General features: G+C 61.7%; 23 protein-coding genes and 1 pseudogene. 15 read left to right on the plus strand and 9 right to left on the minus strand.

Annotation, left to right across the window (positions count from 1 at the left end):
• Window positions 1–38 precede the first annotated feature (38 nt).
• Both QN224_RS07375 and QN224_RS07380 read right to left on the minus strand, forming a co-directional pair.
• On the minus strand, window positions 39–716 hold the full coding sequence (locus QN224_RS07375) for an aldolase (RefSeq protein ID WP_283976124.1): 678 nt from the start codon (window positions 714–716) through the stop codon (window positions 39–41).
• A gap of 15 nt (window positions 717–731) precedes the next feature.
• Window positions 732–1,709: a LacI family DNA-binding transcriptional regulator gene (locus tag QN224_RS07380; RefSeq protein WP_283976896.1), complete on the minus strand. Its 978-nt coding sequence runs from the start codon at window positions 1,707–1,709 to the stop codon at window positions 732–734.
• Window positions 1,710–1,922: 213 nt separating this feature from the next.
• Between QN224_RS07380 and ltnD the strand changes: the two genes are divergently transcribed.
• From ltnD to QN224_RS07400, 4 genes are all read left to right on the plus strand, one after another.
• Window positions 1,923–2,852: an L-threonate dehydrogenase gene (gene ltnD / locus QN224_RS07385; protein WP_283976125.1), complete on the plus strand. Its 930-nt coding sequence runs from the start codon at window positions 1,923–1,925 to the stop codon at window positions 2,850–2,852.
• Window positions 2,853–2,861: 9 nt separating this feature from the next.
• Entirely contained in the window at window positions 2,862–3,638 is a 777-nt protein-coding gene (gene otnI / locus QN224_RS07390) for a 2-oxo-tetronate isomerase (protein WP_283976126.1), read from the plus strand.
• 3 nt (window positions 3,639–3,641) lie between these two features.
• Window positions 3,642–4,925 carry a 3-oxo-tetronate kinase gene (gene otnK / locus QN224_RS07395; RefSeq protein ID WP_283976127.1) on the plus strand — a complete coding sequence of 428 codons (1,284 nt, stop codon included), beginning with the start codon at window positions 3,642–3,644 and terminating at the stop codon, window positions 4,923–4,925.
• 372 nt (window positions 4,926–5,297) lie between these two features.
• A complete protein-coding gene (locus tag QN224_RS07400; protein WP_173511562.1) occupies window positions 5,298–5,543 on the plus strand; it encodes a hypothetical protein in 246 nt (81 codons plus the stop codon).
• Window positions 5,544–5,705: 162 nt separating this feature from the next.
• On the opposite strand, the gene QN224_RS07405 is transcribed toward QN224_RS07400, so the two are convergent.
• The 4 genes from QN224_RS07405 to QN224_RS07420 form a co-directional block, all read right to left on the minus strand.
• Entirely contained in the window at window positions 5,706–6,464 is a 759-nt protein-coding gene (locus QN224_RS07405; RefSeq protein ID WP_283976128.1) for a YrbL family protein, read from the minus strand.
• A 241-nt stretch (window positions 6,465–6,705) separates the two neighbouring features.
• Window positions 6,706–7,674 (minus strand): substrate-binding domain-containing protein, encoded by a 969-nt coding sequence (locus QN224_RS07410; RefSeq protein WP_269286845.1) that lies wholly within the window; start codon window positions 7,672–7,674, stop codon window positions 6,706–6,708.
• On the minus strand, window positions 7,671–8,987 hold the full coding sequence (locus QN224_RS07415; protein WP_283976129.1) for an ABC transporter permease: 1,317 nt from the start codon (window positions 8,985–8,987) through the stop codon (window positions 7,671–7,673). Before QN224_RS07415 ends, QN224_RS07410 begins: the two co-directional genes overlap by 4 nt.
• A complete protein-coding gene (locus QN224_RS07420) occupies window positions 8,984–10,576 on the minus strand; it encodes a sugar ABC transporter ATP-binding protein (protein WP_283976130.1) in 1,593 nt (530 codons plus the stop codon). Before QN224_RS07420 ends, QN224_RS07415 begins: the two co-directional genes overlap by 4 nt.
• A gap of 227 nt (window positions 10,577–10,803) precedes the next feature.
• Between QN224_RS07420 and QN224_RS07425 the strand changes: the two genes are divergently transcribed.
• Complete coding sequence (locus tag QN224_RS07425) at window positions 10,804–11,820, plus strand: LacI family DNA-binding transcriptional regulator (RefSeq protein ID WP_283976131.1); 1,017 nt, start codon at window positions 10,804–10,806, stop codon at window positions 11,818–11,820.
• Between the two features lie 36 nt (window positions 11,821–11,856).
• On the opposite strand, the gene QN224_RS07430 is transcribed toward QN224_RS07425, so the two are convergent.
• Entirely contained in the window at window positions 11,857–12,432 is a 576-nt protein-coding gene (locus tag QN224_RS07430; protein WP_283976132.1) for a DUF1349 domain-containing protein, read from the minus strand.
• 92 nt (window positions 12,433–12,524) lie between these two features.
• Here QN224_RS07430 and ligD point away from each other — a divergent pair, with 92 nt between their 5' ends.
• The 6 genes from ligD (at window position 12,525) to QN224_RS07460 (ending at window position 19,401) form a co-directional block, all read left to right on the plus strand.
• The gene (ligD, locus tag QN224_RS07435) at window positions 12,525–14,999 is read left to right on the plus strand and encodes a DNA ligase D (protein WP_283976133.1); all 2,475 of its coding nucleotides are present in this window, start codon (window positions 12,525–12,527) and stop codon (window positions 14,997–14,999) included.
• Window positions 15,000–15,025: 26 nt separating this feature from the next.
• Entirely contained in the window at window positions 15,026–15,898 is an 873-nt protein-coding gene (locus QN224_RS07440) for a Ku protein (protein WP_283976134.1), read from the plus strand.
• The gene (locus QN224_RS07445) at window positions 15,898–16,983 is read left to right on the plus strand and encodes a tetratricopeptide repeat protein (protein ID WP_283976135.1); all 1,086 of its coding nucleotides are present in this window, start codon (window positions 15,898–15,900) and stop codon (window positions 16,981–16,983) included. Before QN224_RS07440 ends, QN224_RS07445 begins: the two co-directional genes overlap by 1 nt.
• Before the next feature lies 1 nt (window position 16,984).
• On the plus strand, window positions 16,985–17,626 hold the full coding sequence (locus tag QN224_RS07450) for an alpha/beta family hydrolase (protein WP_283976136.1): 642 nt from the start codon (window positions 16,985–16,987) through the stop codon (window positions 17,624–17,626).
• 4 nt (window positions 17,627–17,630) lie between these two features.
• Complete coding sequence (locus QN224_RS07455; protein WP_283976137.1) at window positions 17,631–18,404, plus strand: exodeoxyribonuclease III; 774 nt, start codon at window positions 17,631–17,633, stop codon at window positions 18,402–18,404.
• An 85-nt stretch (window positions 18,405–18,489) separates the two neighbouring features.
• The gene (locus QN224_RS07460) at window positions 18,490–19,401 is read left to right on the plus strand and encodes an NAD(P)-dependent oxidoreductase (RefSeq protein WP_283976138.1); all 912 of its coding nucleotides are present in this window, start codon (window positions 18,490–18,492) and stop codon (window positions 19,399–19,401) included.
• Between the two features lie 333 nt (window positions 19,402–19,734).
• Here QN224_RS07460 and QN224_RS07465 read toward each other — a convergent pair whose 3' ends face one another.
• Window positions 19,735–19,911, minus strand: a complete 177-nt coding sequence (locus QN224_RS07465; protein ID WP_283976139.1) for a hypothetical protein — start codon at window positions 19,909–19,911, stop codon at window positions 19,735–19,737.
• 599 nt (window positions 19,912–20,510) lie between these two features.
• Here QN224_RS07465 and QN224_RS07470 point away from each other — a divergent pair.
• Window positions 20,511–20,851, plus strand: a pseudogene (locus QN224_RS07470) (hypothetical protein).
• Window positions 20,852–21,013: 162 nt separating this feature from the next.
• Here the strand turns inward: QN224_RS07470 and QN224_RS07475 are convergent.
• Window positions 21,014–21,259 carry a hypothetical protein gene (locus QN224_RS07475; protein WP_283976141.1) on the minus strand — a complete coding sequence of 82 codons (246 nt, stop codon included), beginning with the start codon at window positions 21,257–21,259 and terminating at the stop codon, window positions 21,014–21,016.
• 319 nt (window positions 21,260–21,578) lie between these two features.
• Here QN224_RS07475 and QN224_RS07480 point away from each other — a divergent pair, with 319 nt between their 5' ends.
• From QN224_RS07480 to QN224_RS07490, 3 genes are all read left to right on the plus strand, one after another.
• Window positions 21,579–22,391, plus strand: a complete 813-nt coding sequence (locus QN224_RS07480; protein ID WP_283976142.1) for a TIM barrel protein — start codon at window positions 21,579–21,581, stop codon at window positions 22,389–22,391.
• 235 nt (window positions 22,392–22,626) lie between these two features.
• Window positions 22,627–23,556: a sugar ABC transporter substrate-binding protein gene (locus tag QN224_RS07485; RefSeq protein ID WP_269286828.1), complete on the plus strand. Its 930-nt coding sequence runs from the start codon at window positions 22,627–22,629 to the stop codon at window positions 23,554–23,556.
• Between the two features lie 144 nt (window positions 23,557–23,700).
• The gene (locus QN224_RS07490; RefSeq protein ID WP_283976143.1) at window positions 23,701–25,242 is read left to right on the plus strand and encodes a sugar ABC transporter ATP-binding protein; all 1,542 of its coding nucleotides are present in this window, start codon (window positions 23,701–23,703) and stop codon (window positions 25,240–25,242) included.
• Window positions 25,243–25,268 lie beyond the last annotated feature (26 nt).

The following is a 25,268-nucleotide window of genomic DNA, read 5'->3' on the forward strand; positions in this document are numbered from 1 at the left end:
GTTCGGAGACCTTCCGGCCAAGACCGGCTTCCGACCACTCAGTCGTGATCATGCCCTTCATGACCATCAAGGGACGGCAGGTCGAGCCCGAAGGTTCTCGCAAGATCAGCGACCTGCTCCGGACTGAGATAGCGCGGATTGAGATTGCGCAGAAGCAGATAGAGCTTCGCCGTTTCCTCGAGTTCCTCGGTGGCGAAAACCGCCGCCTCGAGGCTGCCGCCCGCCACCACTGGACCGTGATTGGCAAGCAGCACCGACGAGTACTTGCCTGCAAGTCCACGGATTGCATCGCCAACCGCCGGATCGCCGGGGCGATAGTAGGGCACGAGGGCGGTTTCACCAGCGCGCATCAGATAATAGGGCGTCATCGGCGGCAGTGCTGCGCGCGGATCGATCTCCGGCAGCATGGTGAGCGCCACCGCATGGGTGGAATGGAGGTGGACGATCGCTCGGGCGCTGCCGCGCGACTCGTAAAGGGCGGAGTGAAGCGGAATTTCCTTGGTCGGCTTGTCTCCGGAAATGAGTCGTCCCGCGGCGTCGAGGCGGGAAATGCGGGCGGGATCGAGAAAGCCGAGCGAAGCGTTGGTGGGCGTCACCAGCCAGCCGCCATCATCGAGCCTGAGCGAAATATTGCCTGACGAACCGGGCGTCAGGCCCCGCTCGAAAAGCGATCGCCCGTATCGGCAGATTTCGTCGCGCAGGCGGTTCTCGGACATGGCAATCCCTTTCTGTCAGGCGGTCGCCCCTTCGATCAACTCAAAGCCGAGGTCGACGACCTGCGACGGTGTATCCGCGACAACGAGTTCCGCCGCCACCTGCCCGGTCGCAACCCGGGGCGTGCGGATGGTCGAGAGCGGCTGCGGTGTAACCCGGCCAATGTCGAGGCCGTTATGGCCGAAAAGTGCCAGGCGCGCGGGGATCGGAATACCGTGCGCCAGACAATGGAAATAGCCGCCAAGCGCCATATCATCGTTCGAGAAATAGACTGCATCGAGGTCGGGCGTCCTCGCGAGCAGCCGCTCCAGCCCCGATCGTCCGTTTTCCACCGAGGAGGCGCCGGCGTGAATTTCACGGTCGACGAGTGGAATCCCGGCGGCGCCCAACTTCTCTCGGAAGCCGGCAAAGCGCTTCGCGGCGCGGGTGTCCCGGTCGGGATCGTGACCGACATAGCCGATCCGGCGATAACCGCGTCTCAACAGAAAATCGGCCGAGGCGGCTCCGGCCGCCCGATTCGAAAAGCCGACGGCAAGGTCCAGTGCCGTACCGTCGAGATCAAGCAATTCCACCACACGGCACCCGCTCGCCCGCAGCATCTTCACCGTGCCCTCGGTGTGCTCGAAGCCGGCCAGCATCACCGCCGTCGGCCGCCAGGCAAGCATCGCGGCAACCAGCGCCTCCTCCTTTTCCGGATCGTAATCGGTCACGGAAAAAACGGCCTGGTGCTGGCTTTCCTCCAATATACCGCTCGCGCCGCGCAACACATCGGCGAACACGATGTTCGTCAGCGACGGAATGACCAGCGCGACGAGACGCGATCCGGCGGAAGCCAGCGTCCCGGCGATCCGGTTCGGAACGTAGCCAAGCCGTTCGACCGCTTCCATCACCCGGTCCCGCGTCGTGCGCGAGAACGAGCCATGGTTTCGCAGAACGCGCGAAACCGTGCTCTCGCCGACGCCGGCCGCTTCGGCGACCTTCGCAAGCGTCACCATGGTCTGGTGCCTGGTTTCCGGGTTCACGTTCAAAGCGTGCCTTCCAGCAAGATTGCCGCCCTGCATTTCTTGCCCAAATCAATAGCGAGATTTTTTGGCAGCGCTACCAATTTCAGTTTGGCAGCGCTGCCAAAACGAACTAAAAAGAGCTGCCGGCACCGAAACAGGCAACCGGAATATCGCAACCTCCTACCTCGATTGGGGCATGCCGCCATGTCATCGCACGCAGAAAATACCGCACTTGCCGCCGTGATCGGCCTCGGCTCGATGGGGTTCGGCATGGCCCGGTCGATGAAACATGCGGGCCTCGAAGTTGTCGGCTACGATATCATGCCAGCTGCGGTCGAACGGTTCGTCGCCGAAGGCGGCCGCGGCGCGGCCACGGCGGCTGAAGCGGCGCGGGGGGCCGATATCATCGTCTCCGTGGTCGTCAACGCTGCGCAGACCGAAGCAATATTGTTCGGCCCCGAAGGAATCGCCGGTGCGATCAAGCCTGGCGCGGTGTTCGTTTCCTCGGCAACGATGGATCCGGCCGTCGCAAGGGACCTGTCACAACGGGCCGAGGCGCTTGGGTTCCACTACCTTGACGCGCCGATTTCCGGGGGTGCGGCAAAGGCGGCCAGCGGCGAACTGACAATCATGGCGTCCGGTTCGAAAGCCGCCTTCGAAACAGCACGCCCGGCCCTCGAGGCCATGGCGGCCAAGGTCTACGAACTGGGAGACACGGCGGGGACCGGAGCCGCCTTCAAGATGATCAACCAGCTTCTTGCCGGCGTCCACATCGCGGCCGCCTGCGAAGCGATAAGCTTCGCCGCCAAACAGGGGCTCGATCTCGGCAAGGTCTACGAGGTGATCACCGCATCCGCCGGCAATTCCTGGATGTTCGAAAACCGCGTGCCGCATGTGCTTGCCGGAGACTATACGCCCCGGAGCGCCATCGAGATCTTCGTCAAGGATCTCGGCATCGTCCAGGACATGGCCCGGTCGGAGCGCTACCCAGTGCCGCTCGCGGCCGCTGCGCTGCAGATGTATCTCGCCGCTGCCGGCGCGGGCATGGGACGCGACGACGATGCCTCCCTTGCCCGGCTCTACGCCCAGCTTTCAGGCGCGGCGCTGCCCCGCCCCAACTCAGAGAACGAATAGGACGCGACAATGCCGGCCTTTGCCGCCAACCTGACGCTGATGTTCAACGAGTGGTCCTTCCTCGACCGCTTCGACGCGGCAGCGGACGCAGGATTTACCGCCGTCGAATATCTGTTTCCCTACGAGGCTGCGCCGGATGCCATCGCTGAGCGGCTCGCCCGCAACGGCCTGCAACAGGCGCTGTTCAACCTGCCTCCCGGCAATTGGGCGGCCGGCGAGCGCGGCATCGCAGCGCTGCCCGGCCGCTTCGATGAACTGACGTCCGGTGTGGAACGGGCGCTGGACTATGCCGCTGCGACGAGCGCTAAACGGCTGCACCTGATGGCGGGCCTCGCCGACAGCGAGGACGAAAAAGCCGCATCCTGCTACCGGCGCTCCATTGTCTACACAGCCGAACGGCTGGCGGAGAGCGGCATCGATCTGCTCATCGAACCGATCAACGGACGAAACATGCCGGGCTATTTCCTGAACGACTTTGGCACGGCCGAGCGGCTTATCGCAGAACTAGACCTGCCGAACCTCAAGCTCCAGTTCGACATCTATCATCGGCAGGTTCTGCACGGCGACGTCACAATGGCGCTCCGTCGCCTGTTGCCGATGATCGGCCACATTCAGGTCGCGAGCATCCCCTCCCGCCATGAACCCGACGGCGAAGAGCTGAACTACGCCTATCTGTTCGAGGAAATCGACCGGCTCGGATATGATGGTTTCGTCGGCTGCGAATATGTCCCGCGCGGCCGGACACTGGACGGCCTTGACTGGTTCAAGCCGTTTTCCCGGAGCTAGCTGATGACCATCCTGCTCGGATCGATTGCTGATGATTACACCGGCGCCTCGGACCTCGCAAACACGCTGACGAAGAACGGGTTGGCCACCGTGCAGACGGTCGGCATTCCCGACCCGTCGCTGGCGTTGCCCGACGTGGACGCCGTCGTCGTGTCGCTGAAGATCCGCTCGGTCCCGCCCGATGAAGCCGTCGTGGCTGCGGGTCAAGCCGAGCAGTGGTTGCGCGACCACGGCGCTGGCCATGTGCTTTACAAGATCTGCTCAACCTTCGACTCCACCGATGGCGGCAATATTGGCCCGGTCACGGAGGCCCTCAGCACTGCGGCAGGCGGCGGCGTCGTGCTCGTCACGCCTGCCTTCCCGGAGACGGGACGCACCGTCTATCTCGGGCACCTTTTCGTCGGTACGGAGCCGCTGAACGAAAGCCCGCTGAAAGACCATCCGCTCAATCCCATGCACGACGCCAATCTGGTTCGCGTCATGGCTCGGCAATCACGCGGCCGCATCGGGCTTGTCGACCTGGCGACGGTATCGACCGGGGCGCCAGCAGTGCGGGCGAGGCTCGATAAGCTCAGGGCAGAAGGCTTCACAGCGGCTATCGCGGACGCGATCTTCGAGCGTGACCTCGAAATCCTCGGCGAAGCGGTACTCGAGACACCGGTCTCGACCGGCGCATCCGGTCTCGGCTTGGGGCTCGCGCGCGCACTGGTGCGTTCCGGTCGCGTGCCGCCGAAGGCCACCGCCGCGGCTGATGCCATCCGCCCCGTCGGCGGGCATGCCGCCATCATCGCCGGCAGTTGCTCCAGGGCGACCCTTCGTCAGCTTGCCGTCGTCGAACAGTCAATGCCGGTCCTGAGGCTCGACCCCGAAAAACTGCTCACCGCAGCGCCGGACGAGATCTCCGCCGCGCTTTCCTGGGCGGGAGAACGAATGGACGCAGGCCCCGTCATCATCGCCGCAAGCGCAACGCCGGAGGCCGTTTCCCGGCTGCAATCGCGCTATGGGCGTGAAATATCGGGGCGCGCGATCGAGGCCGCAACCTCGGCCATCGCTGCCGAACTGGTGGCAAGAGGCGTGCGGCGTCTCGTCGTCGCCGGCGGCGAAACCTCCGGTGCGGCAGTGGATCAGCTTGCCATCCCGGCTTTCCTGATCGGCCCGGAAATCGCGCCCGGCGTGCCGGTGCTCCGGACGATCGGCAACCCCCAGGGCGACATGCTTCTGGCCCTGAAGTCGGGCAATTTCGGTGGCGAGGATTTCTTCGCCGCCGCGCTGTCGGTGATGCACTAAGGGACGAAATAGACGGGGCCAAAGGCTCATTGTTTTCAATGAGCTTAAGGGAACATGCGGTCGCCGCGAAATTCGAAAGTTTTTACCCTCAAAACAAACAGAGCTGCAGATGGGTTGGCCGGGTCCGCTGCAGCTCCGATCGCGACGTATTCGTCATCCTGCTTGGGCTCTCGCCCGTTCCATCCAAGGGAACCGCTTCGAACGTCGCATACGCCCATGATAATAGCAGCGCAAACGATATCAAGAGCAATTGGACTCCGTCTGCGCCAAGAGCGGAGACGTGCTCCGTCCGAGCTAGTTCGGAAAGGCTAAAGGCCAACCTTCCCCGTCTGATGTAAAATCAGCATTTGCTGAAATGGGGGAGAACTTACTATGCCGAAGAGCACCCTGTCCGCCTTGACGGCGCTGGCCTTGTCATCATGCGCTATCTCCTATGCGCAAGACAGTACGATCCAGATTCCCGGCCACAAATTCCGGACCGAGGAGAATTGTATACGCCAGGCACCTATCGGCAAGTTCGATCGCAAGTGCGACATCCCGATTGTCGGCTGGCGTGGCGCCGAAGGCATGTGGTTTCCAAGTGTCGCCCAAGGTGCGCCTGGCGGGTTCGGCCTTTAGTTAAGGCGAAATCGTCGCCGTCTCGCTGGCTGGCTTCGATCCGGCGCAGTATCTCGCGCGTGAGGCGCACATCGGTGGCAAGGCGTCGAACGTGCTCTCAACCGCTCGCGGGAAGGCGGCCGCCTCCTCGTCCAGCGCCCGATATCGGCACGTAAGGCGCGGTCAGTGGGCGGGATCAGGCGAAAGACCTATCGAGCGAGTTAGCTGGCCTGTCTGCCGCTGGTACCTTGCGAGGGCGGCGCGGACACTTTCATCTCCACTCACCGCGGCGGAGCATGCCAGGGTTCCGGCAAGCTTCGTAAGCAACTTCGCGCGCATCCGCCGGAGCCTTGCTTCGTTCATGCGGCGGCTGAAGGCGAATATGTGCAGAGGACTCATTTCTCCAGTACCATCGACGCAGATGAGTTCCTCGAATCCCCGGCGATCCGTGACGACGAAATTGCCGGGATTGACGTCCATCATGACGATGTGCAGCCGGCAGAAGCGTTCGAAGAGCTCATCGATCATCTTGAGATGTGTTGCGGTCAATCGGCCCGAAAGCGCCAATTCACGCAGGGTGGGAGCGATCTCCCCATTGCTCATCGTTATCTTTTCGACAATCAAACCGAGGCCATAATCGGTATTGGCGAAACCGAATATCCTCGGGATGGGAAGTTCGACACGATCGGCAAGGGAGAACCTTCTCGCCTGCTCAAGGAATTCATCGACCTCACGCTGAAACGTCCGATATGCCCCGAAGCGCTTGAACCTGTTCAGGAAACGAAGCCTCCTCTTCGACCGCCGGGTGCCGCCCTCTCCCCTCGATTCCGGTTTCAGAACCTTTATCAAAACATTTGGATAGAGCGGATGCGCGAAGATGCTGCGCTGATGTCCCGCGGCGCAGTGGTGCCAATCCGCCAGTTCGATCTTACCGTCGAACATGCTCCTTCTCCCGGATTGTGACGATTTTGTAACAGAACCGTGTCACGGAACGGAATGCAAGAGCTGCGTGCTCTGCGGCGTTATCGCTGCAGTGCATAACACGTTGTAGTTGCGATTTTGCCACTGCGCCGACCAGCTTGCCCGGATGCTCCTGCAAAGCTTTGGTCCCGGTGGGCGCCAACTCGCAGGCGACGTTTTTATCAGCATACCGGGCGGCATTTCGCCGCCCGGTATGCTGCGCCTACAGTCCGTTTGCCTTCATGATCTCCGCGGCGTTTTCCTTGGTGATCGTCATCGTGTCGAGCGTCACGGTCTTTTCGACCTTCTCGCCGTTCAGGAACTTGATTGCCTGGCGAAGCCCCTCGGCACCGGGCGTCGCATAGAGGAAGGTCGCGGTGAGTTCGCCGTTGTTGACCCAGGTCACGCCCTCACCCGGCAGCGCGTCAATGCCGAGGAACTTGATTTCCTTCTCACGGCCGGCATCCTTTGCCGCCAGATAGGCTCCGTAGGCCATCGGGTCATTGTGGCCGTAGACGAGATCGATCTTCTCGTTGTTGCGGAGTGCGGTCGCCATAATGTTATAGGCCTGGTCCTGCTTCCAATCGCCGGACTGTTGGTCGAGCAGGTGCTTGATGCCCGGCTCCTTGTCGGTGAATTCGTGGAAGCCATCGTGCCTGTCGTGTGCCGGTTGCGTGCCCATGCCGCCCCAGATCTCGACGATGTTGCCCTCAGCCTTGCCCTTGCCGCCGAGGAGCTCCACGGCGTGTTCGCCGGCCGCCCGTCCGATCAGCTTGTTGTCGCCGCCGACGAACTGGGTGTACTGGTCGGTCTCGACGTTGCGGTCGAGAACGAAAACCGGGATCTTCGCGTCGATCGCCTGCTGGACAACGCCCGTCAAACCCGCCGATTCCTTAGGTGATATGAGCAGCGCGTCGACTTCCTGACGGATCAGGTTTTCGACGTCCGCCACCTGTTTTTCCGTCTTGTCCTCGCCATCCGTGATGATGAGCTCGACTTCCGGATGCTTCGCCGCTTCTGCGATGATGTCCTTGTTGAACTGCGCGCGCCACGGCTCGATGGTCGTTGCCTGGCTGAAGCCGATCCGCCACTTCTTGTCCTGGGCGAGCGCATCCTTGCCCGGCAAGAGGGCGGTGGAGGCCGCGAGAACGGCCGCAATGGCCGCCAGTCTCATGATGTCACGACGTTTCATTCTTCTTTTCCTCCCATGGTTAGAGACAGGGTCTCTCTTGCCGGCCGCTCCTCCGCGGCCGTTTCGCTTTGCGCCGGGCGTCGGCTTGTCAGCCGCAAATGGGCAAGCACATCGTAGGCGTTGCGCTCCTGAACGAGCACCGTGCCGATGATGATCACGCCCTTCAGCACCAGCTGAAGATTGGAGTTGATGTTGTGAAGCTGCAGGATATTGGAGAGCAGCCCGAAGATCAGGACGCCGCAGAACGTCCCGGCAAGGCTGCCGCGCCCGCCCATAAGGCTCGTGCCGCCGATCACTACGGCCGCGATTGCGTCGAGTTCCAGTCCTGCGCCGGCGTCCGGCTTGCCTTGCCGATACTGGGCCACATAGAGCACCGCCGCGATACCGGCGAGCAGCCCGGAGATAGCATAGGTGATGATCTTCACCCGCCCGGCATTGATGCCGGAGAGCCGCGCCGCCTCCTCGTTTCCACCGATCGCATAGACGTAGCGGCCGAAAGGCGTGAAGCGCAGGACGATGCTGTAAAGGATGATCGCCACGATGAAGAAGATGCCCGGCATCGGCACAATGCCGAAGACGAGCTGGCGAAGCACGTCGAAATCGGCAGTGGCGTTGGTCCCGGTGTAAACCGGCAGCACCGCATTGTTCTGACCGGCTGTGAGGCGCGCGATGCCAAGCGCCGTCACCATCATCGCCAGGGTGACGATGAACGGCTGCAACCTGCCGACGACGATGATGGCGCCGTTGATCGTGCCGAAAAGCAGGCCCACGGCAGGCGCAACCAGGAGGACGCCGAGCACGCCGAATTTCGTCTGCACCTGCGGCAGCAGAAAGCTCAGCACCAGCGCGCACAAGAGGATGCCGCCAACCGCAGGCAGGAGCGTGCCACGCACCCGATTGAGGTGCACGTCCCTGACATTGGCTTCCCCACCCCGCGCTTTCTCGCTGTTGAGGAAAACGAAGCGAACGACGACCGCGCCGACAAGAAGCGAGGCGAGGCCGACAGCCGGAATTCCCAGGAAAACCGCCGGGGTTTCGCCGGGCACCGTCAGGAGCATGGCGCAAACGACGCTGCAGATCGCCATCATCGAACCGACGGAGAGATCGATCCCGCCGGTGAGGATGACGGCCGTCATGCCGGTGGCAACTAGCCCCGTCGTCGAAACTTGCCGCAGCACGTCGAGAAGATTGCCGGAAGATAGAAAGATGTTTCTGCCCGACGAGGTCACAGGCGAGGAGAGAACGCCTATCAGGAAGATGGCGATCAGACCCCAATAGAGTTTCGTCTGGGAGAGAAGTCTCAGAAATGTCATGCAACGGCCCTTCCAAGCACACCACCCCGCGGAGCGGCGAGCTGCATGAGGCGTTCTTCGCTCGCCTCTTCGCGGGAGATAAGCCCTGTCTGACGGCCTTCAGCCATCACCAGGATACGGTCGGCAAGGTGCAAGAGCTCCGGCAATTCCGAGCTCACGACCACGATCGCCAGCCCCTCTCCCGCAAGCGAGAAGATGAGATCGTAGATCTCCCGTTTCGCGCCGACATCGATACCGCGCGTCGGCTCGTCGAGGAGAAGCACGCGCGGGCCGGTGGCCAGCCATTTGCCGATCACCACCTTCTGCTGATTGCCGCCCGAAAGCGTCCCTGCGATCTGGTCGATGCTGCCGCAGCGCACACCAAGCGTCTGCACGGCCTTCTTGCTGAGCGAATTCTCCGCATCGAACGACCGCAAACCGAAACGCGCCAACCGGCCGACCAACGGCAGGGCCACATTGTCCGTGATCGAATCGTGGAGATGCAGCCCTTGCGTTTTCCGATCCTCTGTCACCAGCGCGATGCCGAGGCGGCGCGCATCGAGCGGGGAGCGGATGTCGACCGGAGTTCCATCGAGATAGATCTCGCCGCCGCGCCGGCCTTCACTCGAACCGAAGATCGTTTCCAGGATTTCGGTGCGCCCGGCACCGAGCAGCCCCCCGATGCCCAGGATCTCGCCGGCGCTGACGTCGAAGTTCACACCCTTCAGCACGTCGCGCCAGCCATGCCGGCTGGACGTCGAAAGCGAGAGACCACGCACGGACAACACGGGATCGCCGCTCGTTGGCCGTTCTACGCGCTGTGCGTCGAGCAGGCTGCGGCCGACCATGGCGGCGATGACCGAGTCCTCATCGAGATCGGCCCTCGGCCGGGTCCAGACATGCCGGCCATCGCGAAAGACGGTGATGCGATCGCTCAAATGCATCACCTCGTCGATACGATGGGAAATATAGACGATACCGACGCCGTCGGCAGCAAGCTGTCGCATGATCTTGAAGAGCCGCTGGCATTCGCCGGGCGAAAGCGCGGAGGTCGGTTCGTCCATGATCAGAATGCGCGCCTCGAGAGAGAGCGCCTTGGCAATCTCGACAAGCTGCTGCTCACCGACTCTGAGCTGGCCGACGCGCGCCTCGGGATCGAGGTCGATGCCAAGACGACGCAGCAACACGCGCGAGGCATCGAGGCTTGCCTTGCGATCGACGAAAAGGCCGGCGATCACGCGCTCCCGGCCGAGAAAGATGTTGTCGGCGACGCGGAGCTCCGGAACAAGGTTCAGTTCCTGATGGATGATGGCGATCCCGGCCGCTTCGGCGTCCCTGACTGTCGAGAAGCGCACCGGCGTACCATCAACGCGCACGAGGCCGTCATAATCGGGATAGACACCAGAAAGGATCTTCATCAGCGTCGACTTGCCGGCGCCGTTTTCGCCCATCAGGGCGTGGATCTCGCCGGCGCGCAGATCGAACCGCACCTCCTTGAGCGCGGCAATGCCGCCGAAGGATTTGGAAATCGCCTCGGCTGTCAGGACGACGCGTTGCGCGTCGCTTGCGTGCGAGTTGGAACCCGGCAACGTCGGAAGATCATCGCGCATGACATTGGCGGCCTCCCTACCACCGATATCTGACGATTATTTCGCTTATTTCCCGCAGCCTATTCTAAACGTTTCGAAAGTGTCAAGCGGCTAAAAGATCCAGGTAGGGGCGCAGCTATTGCACAATTTTCGCGGCTCACATAAGGTTCTCCCAACTGCATTTCGAAACGTTTTGATGGAAGATGCCGCAGCGTCGCCGGAATTCACGAAAGTCCACCGCGCCCACAATGCTCGACGTTGCGAAGGCCGCGAACGTCTCCGTGGCGACGGTTTCCGCGGTGATCAACGGGTCCGCTCCCGTCAGCCCTGAACTGCGTAGCCGCATCGAAGAGGCGATCCAGGTCATCGGCTACAAGCGCAACGCGATCGCCCGCAGCCTCAAGCTCGGCACCACGCGCACGGTCGGCCTGATGGTGGCCGACATCACCAACCCCTTCTTCACCGACGTCGTGGCGGTGATCCAGGACGTCCTCCATCGCGCCGGCTACGCGGTGATGCTCTGCTGCAACGACGAGGACGTCGAGATGCAGGATGAACAGATCGAGCTCTTGATCGATCGCAGCGTCGATGGCCTGATCATCGCGCCTGCGGGAGACGACGAAACGCTGAAGCGCATTATTGCCGGCGCCAATCTGCCGACCGTCCTGATCGACAGGCTCTTGGACGGAATCGACACCGATGCCGTCGTGCTCGACAACCGCCGTGCGGTCCACGACGCGACCCTCTATATGCTCGGTCTCGGGCATCGCCGCATCGGCTATATTTCGGGCTCGCTCGAAACGTCGACGGGACGCGAGCGCCTGGCCGGCTACAAGGCCGCATTGGAAGCGGCCAAGCTACCCTACGAGGACGATCTCGTGCGGATTGGCAACTTCCGCGAAAAGGATGCCTACAAGGCGACGATGCAACTGCTCACGAGCGCCGAGCGACCGAGCGCGATCTTTTCCGCCAATAACCTGATGGTCATCGGCGTGATGAAGGCGATCCGCGATATCGGTCTCAAGTGCCCGGAAGACGTATCCGTCGCAAGCTTCGACGATTTTCCCTGGGCGGACGTTTTCCAGCCGCATCTGACGACGATCGCACAGCCCGTTCAGGCGATCGGCGAACAGGCTGCGCAACTCATCCTCGATCGCCTTTCAGGCAAGAGCCCGGCGGCACCGCGCAGGCTCGTGCTGCAGGGGCGCCTGATGATCCGTGAGTCCTGCCGGCCGGTCAGCCTGACGCCGCGCGCGATCGCGTAATGCATTCGCATTGACGCGTGCCTTTGGGTGGAGCCATCAATCCTCGTGCAGCGCACGGGCAATCGGCGGGCCAACGCTGAAGTCGCGGAAGTTTGCCGTAAAGCCTGCGCGTTCCGGAGAGCAGGCCATGACGCCGATCTCCGCATCCGCCGCCGAAAACGGGCAAAGCCGCGCCATCTGCCAGGGCGCGTCGCCGAAGCGGAACTGCACCCGTACAGCGTCGCCATGGCGCGTCAGCCGCACCTCGACCGCGTCGGACGACGTGGCGTCATGAAGAGGGATTACCGACCAGTCCGAAACGCCGCGCGTAACGACGACACTGAAATGCATCAGCCCGTCGGTATATTCGATGCCGCACTTGATCCAGTTCTCCTCGTCGAGGCGCAACATCAGCCCGGCCTGGTCGTAGAGCTGCTCGTAGGCGCCCATGATCGTGGCGGATGCGGTGAAATCGCCGGAAACCGATCGGAGATAGGCGTGGCCGCTGTCGCGGACGAAGCCGTAGAAGGTCTCGCGCCAGAAGTCCGTATTGCCGTCCGTCTTGAGCGACAGCGCCTTTTCGTCGCCTTGCCAGCTTGCCGGCTCGTTCAACCAACGATAGTTTTCCGTCATCTCTCCTGTCCCCCTTGATGTTCAGCGCATCCTTTCGATGTCGACGTGAACGTCATATTGCGGGTTCGCCCCATAAGCCATAGCGTAGGGACATGGCGACGTCGAAGCTACAGGTCTATCGCAAGAAAAGGGACTTTTCGAAAACGTCGGAACCGCCCGGCAGGCTTGCCGGCGAGAGCGGCAACCGCTTTGTCGTCCACAAGCATCATGCGACGGCCGACCATTACGACCTGAGGCTGCAGGTGGGGGACGTGCTCAAAAGCTGGGCGGTCCCGAAGGGGCCGTCGCTCAATCCCGCCGACAAACGGCTCGCGGTCGAGACGGAGGATCACCCGCTGGAATATATCGACTTCGAGGGCGTCATCCCCGAGGGCGAGTATGGCGGCGGCCCGATGATCGTCTGGGACACGGGCGTGTGGGCACCAATGGACAACATCGAGAAGAGCTTGCGCACGGGCGCCTTCAAGTTCCGTCTTGCGGGCGAGAAACTCAATGGCGGCTGGATGCTGGCGCGGCTGAAGCCCAAGCCCGGCGAGGAAGATCAGCGCAACTGGCTCCTGTTCAAGGAACGCGACCTCGCCGCCGACGCCACAACCGATATCCTCTCCACGCGCCCGGAAAGCGTCAAGTCCGGGCGACGGATCGAGGAACTGGTGGAGAAGCCGAAACCGCCGGCCAAGCCAGTCAAGCCGGTCAAGCTCAATCCGAGCGCACTACCGGGCGCCGTGAAAGGCGCAGCGCCCGCCCGCATCGAACCGCAGCTTGCGACGCAGACGGCTGTTCCCCCGGGGAGCGCCGGTCAGCGCGAAGTATGGCTGCACGAGGTCAAATTCGACGGCTACCGGACGATGGCGCACCTGTCCGCCGGCGAAGTGCGCCTCATCACCCGCGGTGGTCTCGACTGGACGAAGCGCTACGGCGACCTGCCGGAAGGCTTTCGACGGCTGCCCTGCCGCGATGCCATCATCGATGGGGAAATCGTCGTTCCCGACGACAAGGGAATCAGCCGGTTCGCCCTGCTGCAGGAGGCACTTTCAGAGGGCGCGGGCAACAGGCTGGTGTTTTATGCCTTCGATCTCCTGCATCTCGATGGGTGGAACCTCATGGGCGCTCCGCTCGAAAAGCGCAAGACGTTGCTCGCTGAGTTGCTGACGGGGCAGGTCTCGGCGCGCTCGGCCATCCAGCTGAGCGATCACGTCGTCGGCGTCGGGCGTGGGCTCTACGACCAGGCTTCGGAAATGGGGCTCGAGGGAATCGTCTCGAAGCGCGCCTCGGCCCCCTACCAAAGCGGCCGCTCGAAAACCTGGACCAAGACCAAGGCGCTGCAGATCGGCGATTTCGTGATCGCCGGATACACCAGGTCCGAGGCCGCCGAAGGGCTTGCCGCGCTTGCGCTTGGCGAGTGGGTTGACGGCGAATTGCAATATCGCGGCAAGGTCGGAACGGGCTTCGATGCCGAGATGCTCAAGCAGTTGCTCGCCCGGTTGGAGCCGCTGCGTGCCGGTGCGGCGAAGCTTGAGGGCGCCCCGAAGGAAATCATTTGGGTGAGACCGGTGCTGACGGCGCACATTCACTACTCCAACCGTACGACCGACAACGCGTTGCGCCACGCCGTATTCAAGGGCCTTCGCGACGTCGAGCTTTCGACGCCAGCTCCGATACAGCGAAAGCACTTCATCTCGGACGCGGACCTCGCAAGCATCTCGATCACCAATCCGACGCGCCGCCTGTTCGGCAGGTCCGGACCGACCAAGCTCGACATCGCCGTCTACTATGCACTCGTCGGCGATTTCATGCTGCCGCACATTCTCGGACGCCCCGTCTCGCTGGTGCGCTGCCCGACGGGAAGAGCGCAGGATTGCTTCTTTCAGCGCCATCCCTTCACCGGCATGCCGACCTCGGTGCAAACGTTTCAATCGACCAACTCGGAAGGCGAAACGAAGTCCTATCTCTCCGTCGGGGACGCCAAGGGATATCTTGCGCTCGCGCAGTTCGGCGTGGTGGAATTTCACACCTGGGGGACCGTTAGCAACCGGCTTGAAAAGGCCGACCGTATCGTCTTCGATCTGGACCCCGGCGAAGGCATCAGCTGGCGCGAGGTGGTCGAGGCCGCCGTCCACATTCGCGGCGAGCTCGAGGCGCTTGATCTCGTTCCCTTCGTCAAGACGTCAGGCGGCAAGGGCATCCACGTGGTCGTGCCGATCGCGCCGAAGCACAACTGGAAAAAGGTGCATCAGGCGACAAGCGCGATTGCCACCCGCCTGGCCGCGAGCGCGCCGGAGGTTTTTACGACGACGATGGGCAAGGACAAGCGCATCAAGCGGATCTTCATCGACTTCCATCGCAATGCGCGCAGTCACACCGCGGCCGCCCCATACTCGCTTCGCGCGAGGACGAACCTGCCGGCCTCAACCCCGGTAAGCTGGGGCGACCTTGAATCTATCGACGCTCCGGAGGATTTGAACTATTCTTCGCTGCCTGGCCTCCTGGTCACGTCCGGCGATCCATGGGCGGAAATAGACGCTTTCGCCAGGGATCTGCCCGTGTTGTCCGAGGCGGGGAAGTAGTTCGTGTTGCCGCGCAGGAGACAATCATGGCGCCCAGGGCAAGTTGGAAAGGTTATCTCAGACTAAGTCTCGTAAGCTGTCCGGTCAGGCTTTATCCAGCCACCAGTTCGAGCGAGCGCATCAGCTTCAATCAGCTTCACAAGGACACCCACAACCGGATCAACATGAAGCCGGTGGATCCGGAGCTCGGGCTGGTCGAACGATCCGATCTGGTGAAGGGCTACGAGTACGAGGACAAGAAATACATCATCATCGAGGACACCGACCTCGAGAGCGTCAGGATCGAATCCAACCATACGATGAACATCGAAGCCTTCGTCGACGAAGGCTCGGTCGACGTCATCTACCAGGATGCTCCCTATTATCTGGCGCCCGACGGCGCGATGGCGGAGGAAACCTTCATCGTACTGCGCGAAGCGTTGCGAAAGTCCGGCAAGCTGGCGATCGCGCGCCTCGTGCTCTCCAGCCGCGAACGGGTGATCACCATCGGTCCGCGCGAGACCGGCATGTTCGTCTGCACGCTCAGGAACCCTAACGAAGTGCGCGGCACCGCAGAATATTTCGGCAATATTCCGGTCGGAAACCCCGACCCTGAAATGCTGCAGCTCGCCGAAGCGCTCATCGAACAGAAGCGGACGACCTTCGATCCCAAGAACTACGAGGATCGCTACGAGATCGCGCTGATGCAGATGATCCGCGAGAAGCTCAAGGGCCACAAGCCGATCATCGCGGCGGCACCCGAGCGCGGCAACGTCATCAACCTCATGGACGCTCTAAAGGCGAGCCTCTCGCAGTCGAAACCGCCGGCCAAGAGCAAGGCCAAGGCCGAGCCGGCGGCCAAGCGGACCGCGAAGACGGCAACGACCAACGACAAGCCGGCGGCCAAGAAGAAAGTCTGATGGCGGTTGCGGGCCAGACATTCGGCATCATCGGGGCACTTGCGGCGTTTCCCCGCCGACTGGCAGCGCGCGAAGTCGAGCGGCAGCTCGGCCATCTGAGGCGCGGCATCACACGCCAGACGTCGCACCTCGTCTTCGGCCGTAGCCTGCTTTCGAAGGCAAGCGAAGCGGAAATCGAGGCCAGATTCGACGCCGAGATCGGCCAGAACAGACGCCCTCTCAGCGAGAACGGCTTTCTTCGGCTGCTGGGATTGATGACAGCGCCGGAGGCTTCGGCCCTGTCGCGACAGTCGCTGCTCGATCAATCGCGGCTTGCCGCACGCACCTTCGACCTGCTTTCGCTGTTCGACGCTTTCGAGCATGACAGCGAACCCTTTTCGTTCCGCGACCTGATCCTCGCCCGGAAATATGCCGGCCTGATCGACAGCGGTGCCACCTGGAGCACGATTGCGCGATCGGTCCACCGCTCCGGATCCGTGGCGGCACTCACCGCGCTCTCGCTTCATCACGAAAGATCCGACACGATCTATGTCCGCCGCGCCGAGGGCCTCAGCGAACTCGACGGGCAATTGCTGTTCGATCTTGGAGCGCCCGACGATGCGGAACTCGAGGATCTCTTCGCCCGGGCGGAAGTCGCCGAGGAGCAAGGGCTCTGCGACGAAGCAGCCGCACTCTATCAGCGCTGCCTCGCCATCGATCCAACGGACTCCGTCGCCGCCTTCAACCGCGCGAACTGCCTGAAGGCCGCGGGCCGGCAGGTGGAAGCTGCGCATGACTACATCCGCGCGCTCAAGCTCGACCCGAGCTTCGTCGAGGCCTGGTTCAACCTTGCAGGGCTGATGAGCGAACGCGGCCGGGTCGATACCGCTCGCCGGCATCTGCAGAAAGCCATCGAATTCGACGGCAACTATGCGGACGCCATCTTCAACCTGGCGAAACTGGAATTCGACACGGACAATCTCGGCGAGGCGCGGCGCTGGTGGAGGCGCTATCTCGAACTCGACAAGGATTCCGAGTGGGCACGGGCCGCCGAACGCGGCGTCCAGTTCGTGGACCTCCACCTCCTCCCAAGGACGGCTGGCTAAGATGGGCGAAAAATTCCTGTTCGACGGTCCGGATGATGCCCCCGTCACCATTCTCCTCGCGCATGGCGCGGGTGCGCCGATGGACTCGGCTTCGATGACCGCGACTGCGAAGGCGCTTGCCGACGCCGGCTTTCGCATCGCCCGCTTCGAGTTTGCTTACATGGCCGCCCGCCGTACCTCGGAGGGCCGCAAGCCACCGCCCCGGGCCGAGACGCTGAAGCCCGAATACGAGGCGGCCATCGCCGCGCTCGGCGCGACCGGCCCGCTCGTCATCGGCGGCAAATCGATGGGAGGGCGGGTCGCCAGCATGATAGCCGACGACCTCCATTCGAGCGGAAAAATCGCCGGGCTCCTCTGCCTCGGCTATCCGTTTCATCCGCCGGCCAAACCGGAGCAGCTTCGCACCAAGCATCTCGTCGACTTGAAGACGCCGACATTGATCTGCCAAGGGACCCGCGACGATTTCGGCACGCGTGAGGACGTCGCCGGCTACACGCTCTCCGACGCGATCGAAATCTTGTGGCTCGAGGACGGCGATCACGACCTCAAGCCCCGCAAGAGCGTATCGGGCTTTTCGGCTGCCGATCATCTGAAGGCGATGGCCGAAAGAGTTGCCGTCTGGACCGGTCGGCTGGTGCGCTGAACGCATGAAGATCGCGACCTTCAACATCAATGGCGTCAACCGGCGGCTCGAAAATCTGCTCGCCTGGCTCGCGACAGCCGAGCCGGACGTGGCCTGCCTGCAGGAGCTGAAGGCAACGGATGGTCAATTTCCGAAATCAGCGATCGAAGCGGCTGGCTACGGCGCCGTCTGGCGCGGGCAGGCCGCCTGGAACGGCGTCGCGATCCTGGCGCGCGGCAGCCAGCCGATCCTGACGCGCGCCGAGCTGCCCGGAGATCCATCCGACTCGCAAAGCCGCTATATCGAAGCGGCCGTGAACGGCATTCTGATCACGTCGCTCTACGCCCCCAACGGCAATCCACAGCCTGGACCGAAATTCGACTACAAGCTGGCCTGGCATGAGCGCCTGAGGCTGCATGCCGCCGAACTGCTGGCGACCGGTCTGCCGGTCGTCCTTGCTGGGGACTACAACGTGGTCCCGGAGCCACGCGACATCTACCCGACTCGCTCCTATGACGACAACGCCCTCGTCCAGCCCGAAAGCCGCGCCGCATTCCGCCGGCTTCTCGACCAAGGCTGGCTCGATGCGCTCCGCAAGGTCTATCCAGAGGAGCAGCTCTTCACGTTCTGGGATTATCGGCGCAACCGGTGGCAGCGCGACGCGGGCCTGCGCCTCGACCATATTCTCTTGAGCCGGAAACTCACACGCCGGTTGAGTGGCGCAGGTATCGAGCGGGAGGTTCGCGGTCTCGATGGCGCGAGCGACCACGCACCGGTGTGGATCACGCTGCGCGACTAGGCTCGAGGGTCAATTTGGCGATACGCGCTCAATCGTGCAGGATGATGACGACGACTGGACATGACCAACGGCCGGGAGGCGACCAATGACGAAGGCGAATGTGGGTTTCATCGGGCTCGGACTGATGGGTCAGGGCATGGCGACAAACATCGTGAAGAAGGGTTGGCCGCTTGCGGTGATGGCGCATCGCAACCGCGCGCCCGTCGAGGCTCTCGTCGCCGAGGGTGCGACCGAGGTCAAGACGCCGCGCGAGATGGCCGAACGAAGCGACGTCATCGTCCTCTGCGTCACCGGTTCGCCTGAGGTGCTGTCGGTGATTGAGGGCGGAGAAGGCATCGCCGCCGCCGGGAAGAAGGTCACGATCATCGATTGTTCGACATCCGATCCTTCCGTCACCACGAAACTCGCCGAAGATCTGGCCGGGAAAGGCATCACCCTTATCGACGCGCCGCTCAGCCGCACGCCGGCCGATGCTGCCGCCGGCACCCTCGACGTCATGGTCGGCGGCGCTGAGGACGATGTGCGCCGCGTCTGGCCCGTGCTCGAATGTTTCGCCGGCCGCATCATCCATACCGGGCCGACCGGCACCGGCCACACGATGAAGCTCCTCAACAACTTCCTGGCGATGGGCTACGCCGCACTCTATTCCGAAGCTTTGATGCTCGGCAGGAAGGCCGGCCTCACCCCGCAAGTCTTTGATAGCGTCATTCGTGGCGGGCGGATGGATTGCCCCTTCTACAAAACCTTTTTCCGCTGGGTACTAGATCGGGACCCGAATGCGCACAAATTCGCGATCCGCAACGCCTTCAAGGACATGAGCTATCTCGCCGGCTTCGCCAATGCGTCCGGCGCCGCCAACCCGATCGGCGCGGCTGTCCGCAATTCCTTCGCACACGCCGTCGGTTCCGGCCACGGCGAAGATTATGTGCCGATGCTGTCCGACTTTATCGCCGAGGCCAACGGGATCAGGCGAACCGAAGGGGAAAAGATTGGTTGAAGATACCCACAGCGCCGTGCGTCTTTTAAGGCGCGCAAAGATCGCTGTAACACTTGAATTGCTGCGTGGCTGTGATCCTTGAATCGATTCCGATTTAAGGAATCATGCGGTAGCGATCACCCGCTGTGCCCGCTGGCTCTCGTCGCGCTGACGACTACCAGAAAACTCCGTAGAAGGTGACATATCCTATCACCAAGAGCGAAACTGCCAGTGACGATCGCACCATGAAGTCGACAAATCTGAACTGATATCCGAAACGCCCGATATGCGATTTCATCATTTCTCTCCCTTTTTTTTCGCCGTGCGACCGGCAGCGGCCGGCCCGGGCATTGCCTATTCTGCGCCTCCAAGTTCGCGTTCCTGTTCGCGATAAAATTCGTGAGCGGCGGTCAGCAACTCGTCTTCATCCAACGGCCCGCGGCGGAACTCGCGCATGAGGAATTGCGCCAGCCGTTGAATTTGTTGGCCCTGCCGCGATATTCCGTACTCAGCGCAGACCGCTTCGAACACGCACCGGAGCGCCGCAATTTCGGCCTCGCTCAGTGCAGCCGCGATATCATCAGGGAATCCACGCATCAGAACGTCCCTCTCACCTGCCGGATATTTCTGGCCCCACTGGAGCGCTTTGCTCTCTGTTCAGAACAGGAGCGCGGCGCGACTGCCGTCGGCCGCAGATTTCCTTCACGTTTCTCATGCCTATGAGAAGTCGCAGCAGCCTGCTGCGTCTGAAGGATCGATGATGGGTGCGTTTGGCGGGTGCAGAGCTTCGGACGAAGCAAAAAGCCAAGCTAGCCTAAGAACGATTTTTAATCTTTACCCGATAATTTCCAATTCACCAAGATATTTTAGTTAGGTCTTTGGAAACCGGGAAAACTTATCTCCGACCTCGCCTTGATTTTCTACCTAGAGGCACAATACTACACCGAACAAATAACGCAGCACGCGAAGTCAATAGATTAAATATATTTTTCGAGAAACATACAGAGTTGGTTGTTTACATTAAATATTTTAGAGAGCAGGATGCAAAATCTGGATTGCCATTGGCTCATGGTCCGAGCGCGGGCCCGCAACGATCCCGATAATCAATCTGATTAGAGGGAATGAAAATCATGACATTCGATCAAATTCTTGAACGGGCGAAGCCCTATGCGATTGGTTTTGTCGTAGGGGCCTTTGCCGCGCCGATCATCGCCTTCAATGCTGGATGGGTCACGACAACCAGTGCCAGCACACTTGCGGCGGAAACGGCCTGGATCGATGCGCTTACGGCGTCTGCTCAAGTGCCGCAGGACGAATGGCTACCGCCGGCAGCATGGATCTTACAGCTTTGAAAGGCTATGACAATCGCGCGAAGCGTGATGAGCTCGTGGCGTTGATATTGGCCGATATTCAAGTTCCTGCAGATCTCGTCGGCAAGGTCGGAACGAGTTGCAGCCGCACATTGTCCTGAGATCGGAACCGCTGTAGCGCTTTGACGTGCTGCATTGATTTTGTCCTTAAGTCGATTCCGATTTAAGGAATTAGGCAGTAATCGCCGGTTTGTCGGCATTATCCCGAACCGGGATAGGTCTGCGATCCTGCCAGGCATCAAGGCCGGACATCAGGACAGGCATCAAGACTGGTCGCCCCTGCCTTGCCGGGGCGCCGGCAACCCCGGCTGCTTTTCCAGTTCAGCAAGCAAAGTATCAGGATCACTTATTCCTTCTTGAAACCTGCCGACGAGGAAAACGGCTGCCGTTTTGAGGCTTTCCTGTTGGCCGCTCATGACGGTCTTGCGGAAACCAGCGCGCCGAAGCACGCCATCAAGCATCCGCAAGTTCTGAGAATTCAAATGCTGTCGGTCGGAGCTGGAAGACATCGTGGTCGCCTCCTGCTGGGGCCAGGGTATGGTGACCCCGAAGCGGCAGCGCCCGCGTCGTTGGCTGCCGAAGCAGCCACCATGCGCCGATGATCGCCGAATGGCAAACCGTATCGCGCCGCCTCGTGACGCCAGCTCGGCCATTATGATAGAATTGCATCATCGGCAAAATGCATTCTTGCAGAAATGCAAGGCGGCCACCGGCGTATCGCTTTGACTGAACCCTCCCGAGTGATGAATGTGGCACAAGGCCTGAAATGGAATAAACGTTCCGATCAGGCGAAGTCCATTCCAAACATTCCTGGAGGATACACCCGCCATGACCGCGCTTCCCTTCGCCCTCAATCACATGGCCGCGCCTGGCCTACCGCTTGACACATTCTTCGCACTCGCCAAGTCGCTCGGAATTTCGGCGGTTGAAATTCGCAACGATCTCTCCGGCAACGCGATCCTCGACGGCACCCGCCCGGATGCGGTGAAGGCGCTTGCTGAAAAGCACGGGGTGACAATTATCTCGATCAACGCACTGCAGCGCTTCAACGAATGGAACGGCGAGCGCGAAGCGGAAGCGCGCGCGCTCGTCTCCTATGCGCGCGATTGCGGCGCCAAGGCGCTGGTGCTGGTGCCGGTCAATGATGGCACCGGCCGGAAGAACGGTGAACGCCAAGCGAATCTGCGGACGGCGCTCAAGGCACTGAAGCCGATCCTCGACGAGGCCGGTATCGTCGGCCTCGTCGAGCCGCTCGGCTTCGAGATCTGCTCATTGCGCTCCAAGACGGAAGCCGTCGAAGCAATCCGGGAGGTCGGCGGCGAAACGACATTCCGCCTGGTCCACGACACCTTCCATCATCATCTTGCCGGCGAGGATGCCTTTTTCCCTGATGTGACCGGGCTCGTGCATATTTCCGGCGTCAGTGACAAGGCGGTGACGGTTGCCGACATGCGCGATCCGCATCGCGTTCTTGTCGATGCGGAAGACAGGTTGGACAATGCAGGACAGATCCGGCGGCTCACGGATCAAGGATACAAAGGCCCGTTTTCCTTCGAGCCGTTCGCGCCGTCGGTGCACGGCCTCGCCGATCCGGCAAAGGCTCTCCGCGAAAGCATAGCTTATCTGCAAGCCAAGGCCTGATCATCTCTCGCAGGAAAACACCGAAAATGGCCGGGCGCTGTAAGACAGACTTGACGGCGTCCGGATAAAATGGAATACATATTCCGTAATCGCAATTTACTGGTTCGTTTATTCCGTTTTGACCGAAGGAGCAGCGGGAGTGCGGCTTTCGGTTGGGAATAGGCTCGACCCGCGAGAAGGTCGTGCTTCCGGCTGGAGAAGGTGTCGCCGGGCACCGAATGTGGAGGAGAAAGAAATGAAGAAATTTATGCTGGGCGCCGCGATGGCCGTCATGATGTCGACGGCGGCGCATGCCGAGACCATTGGCGTCTCGATGGCTCTGTTCGACGACAACTTCCTGACGGTACTGCGCAACGGCATGTCCGACTACGCCAAGACGCTCAACGGCGTCGAACTGCAGATCGAAGACGCGCAAAACGACGTCGCGAAACAGCAGAGCCAGATCCAGAACTTCATCGCTGCTGGTGTCGACGCCATCATTGTCAACCCGGTCGACACCGATGCGACTGCCGCCATGTCGAAGATCGCCGCCGACGCCGGCATTCCGCTGGTTTATGTCAACCGCGAACCCGTCAACGTCGATACCCTTCCTGACAAGCAGGCCTTCGTGGCCTCGAACGAGCTGGAATCCGGTACGCTCGAGACCCAGGAAATCTGCAAGATGCTCGGCGGCAAGGGCAAGGCTGTCGTGATGATGGGCGAGCTTTCCAACCAGGCCGCCCGCATGCGCACGAAGGACGTGCATGACGTTCTTGCCACCGAACAGTGCAAGGGCATCGAGATCGTCGAAGAGCAGACGGCCAACTGGTCGCGCACCCAGGGTGCCGACCTCGTGACCAACTGGCTCTCCGCCGGTCTTGAGTTCGATGCCGTCATTTCGAACAACGATGAAATGGCGATCGGCGCCATCCAGGCGCTGAAGGCTGCCGGCCGTTCGATGGACTCGGTCGTTATCGGCGGTGTCGATGCAACCCAGGATGCGCTCGCCGCGATGGCGGCCGGCGACCTCGACGTGACCGTATTCCAGAACGCCGCCGGCCAGGGCCAGGGCTCCGTCGACGCAGCGCTCAAGCTCGCCAAGGGCGAGCCGGTCGAAAAGAAGGTCTACATCCCCTTCGAACTCGTGACGAAGGAAAACCTGGACAAGTACCAGGCGAAGAACTGATCGTTCGTTCATGGAGCGCGGTAAACGCCGCGCTCCATTGAAGTCAAGTCCCGCCAAAGACCCGGCAATGGGTCGACAAGAAGGCATACTCCGCCCACCGCGTGGACGTTCCGGTCGATACCCGGAAAATGGGAGGCAATGAGAATGACACTCAGTCCCACAACGATGGCAGCCGTGCGCGCCAGCGGCGCAGTGCCCAAGGCCGAATATCTTCTTTCCGCGGAAGGCGTGCGCAAGGAATTCCCGGGCGTCGTGGCGCTCGATGACGTCGAGTTCAGGCTGAAGCGCGGCACCGTGCACGCGCTGATGGGCGAGAACGGCGCCGGCAAATCGACCTTAATGAAGATCCTCGCCGGCATCTATCAGCCGGACCAGGGCGAGGTGAAGCTCAAGGGCGTCGACATCCGGCTGAAGTCGCCGCTCGACGCGCTCGAAAACGGCATCGCCATGATCCATCAGGAACTGAACCTGATGCCCTTCATGACGATCGCGGAAAACATCTGGATCCGCCGCGAACCCAAGAACCGCTTCGGTTTCGTCGATCACGGCGAAATGCGCCGCATGACAGCGAAGCTGTTCGAGCGGCTGAAGATCGACCTCGATCCTGAGATCGAGGTGCGCCATCTCTCCGTCGCCAACCGGCAGATGGTCGAAATCGCCAAGGCGGTATCCTACGAATCCGACGTCCTGATCATGGACGAGCCGACATCGGCGCTGACCGAGCGCGAGGTCGCGCATCTCTTCGAGATCATCCGAGATCTGCGCTCGCAGGGCATCGGCATCGTCTACATCACCCACAAGATGAACGAACTCTTCGAGATCGCCGATGAGTTCTCGGTGTTTCGCGACGGCAAATATATCGGCACGCACGCTTCGAGCAACGTCACCCGCGACGACATCATCCGCATGATGGTCGGACGCGAGATCACCCAGATGTTCCCAAAGGAAGAAGTGCCGATCGGCGACGTTGTGCTGTCGGTGAAGAACCTGACGCTCAACGGCGTCTTCCATGACGTGTCCTTCGACGTACGCGCCGGCGAAATCCTCGGCGTCGCCGGGCTCGTCGGGTCCGGTCGCTCGAATGTTGCCGAAACGCTGTTCGGCGTCACCCCGGCAAGTTCAGGCACGATTGCGATCGACGGCAGGGAGATCGTGATCGACAATCCCAACACGGCGATCCGCAACCGGATGGCGTTCCTGACCGAAGACCGCAAGGACACCGGCTGCCTGCTGATCCTTGACGTGCTCGAAAACATGCAGATCGCCGTGCTGCAGGACAAGTACGTCAAGGGCGGCTTCGTCACGGAAAAGGATATTACCGCGGCTTGCGAGGAGATGAGCCGCAAGTTGCGCGTCAAGACGCCGAACCTGCAGGAGCGCATCGAAAACCTGTCGGGTGGCAACCAGCAGAAGGTGTTGATCGGCCGCTGGCTTCTCACCAATCCGCGCATTCTCATCCTTGATGAGCCGACCCGCGGCATCGATGTCGGCGCCAAGGCGGAAATCCACCGTCTTGTCACCGAACTCGCCCGCAACGGCGTCGCAGTCATCATGATTTCGTCGGAAATGCCCGAAGTGCTCGGCATGAGCGACCGGATCATGGTGATGCATGAAGGCCGCGTCACCGGCTTCCTCGACCGAGCCGAAGCGACCCAGATCAGGGTCATGGAACTTGCCGCGCGCTAGGCGCGCGATGCCGACCGCAGGGAGGA

Origin of the sequence: Sinorhizobium sp. 7-81 (genome assembly GCF_030124405.1) — a bacterium.
In the GTDB taxonomy this organism is placed as follows: Bacteria; Pseudomonadota; Alphaproteobacteria; order Rhizobiales; family Rhizobiaceae; genus Sinorhizobium; species Sinorhizobium psoraleae.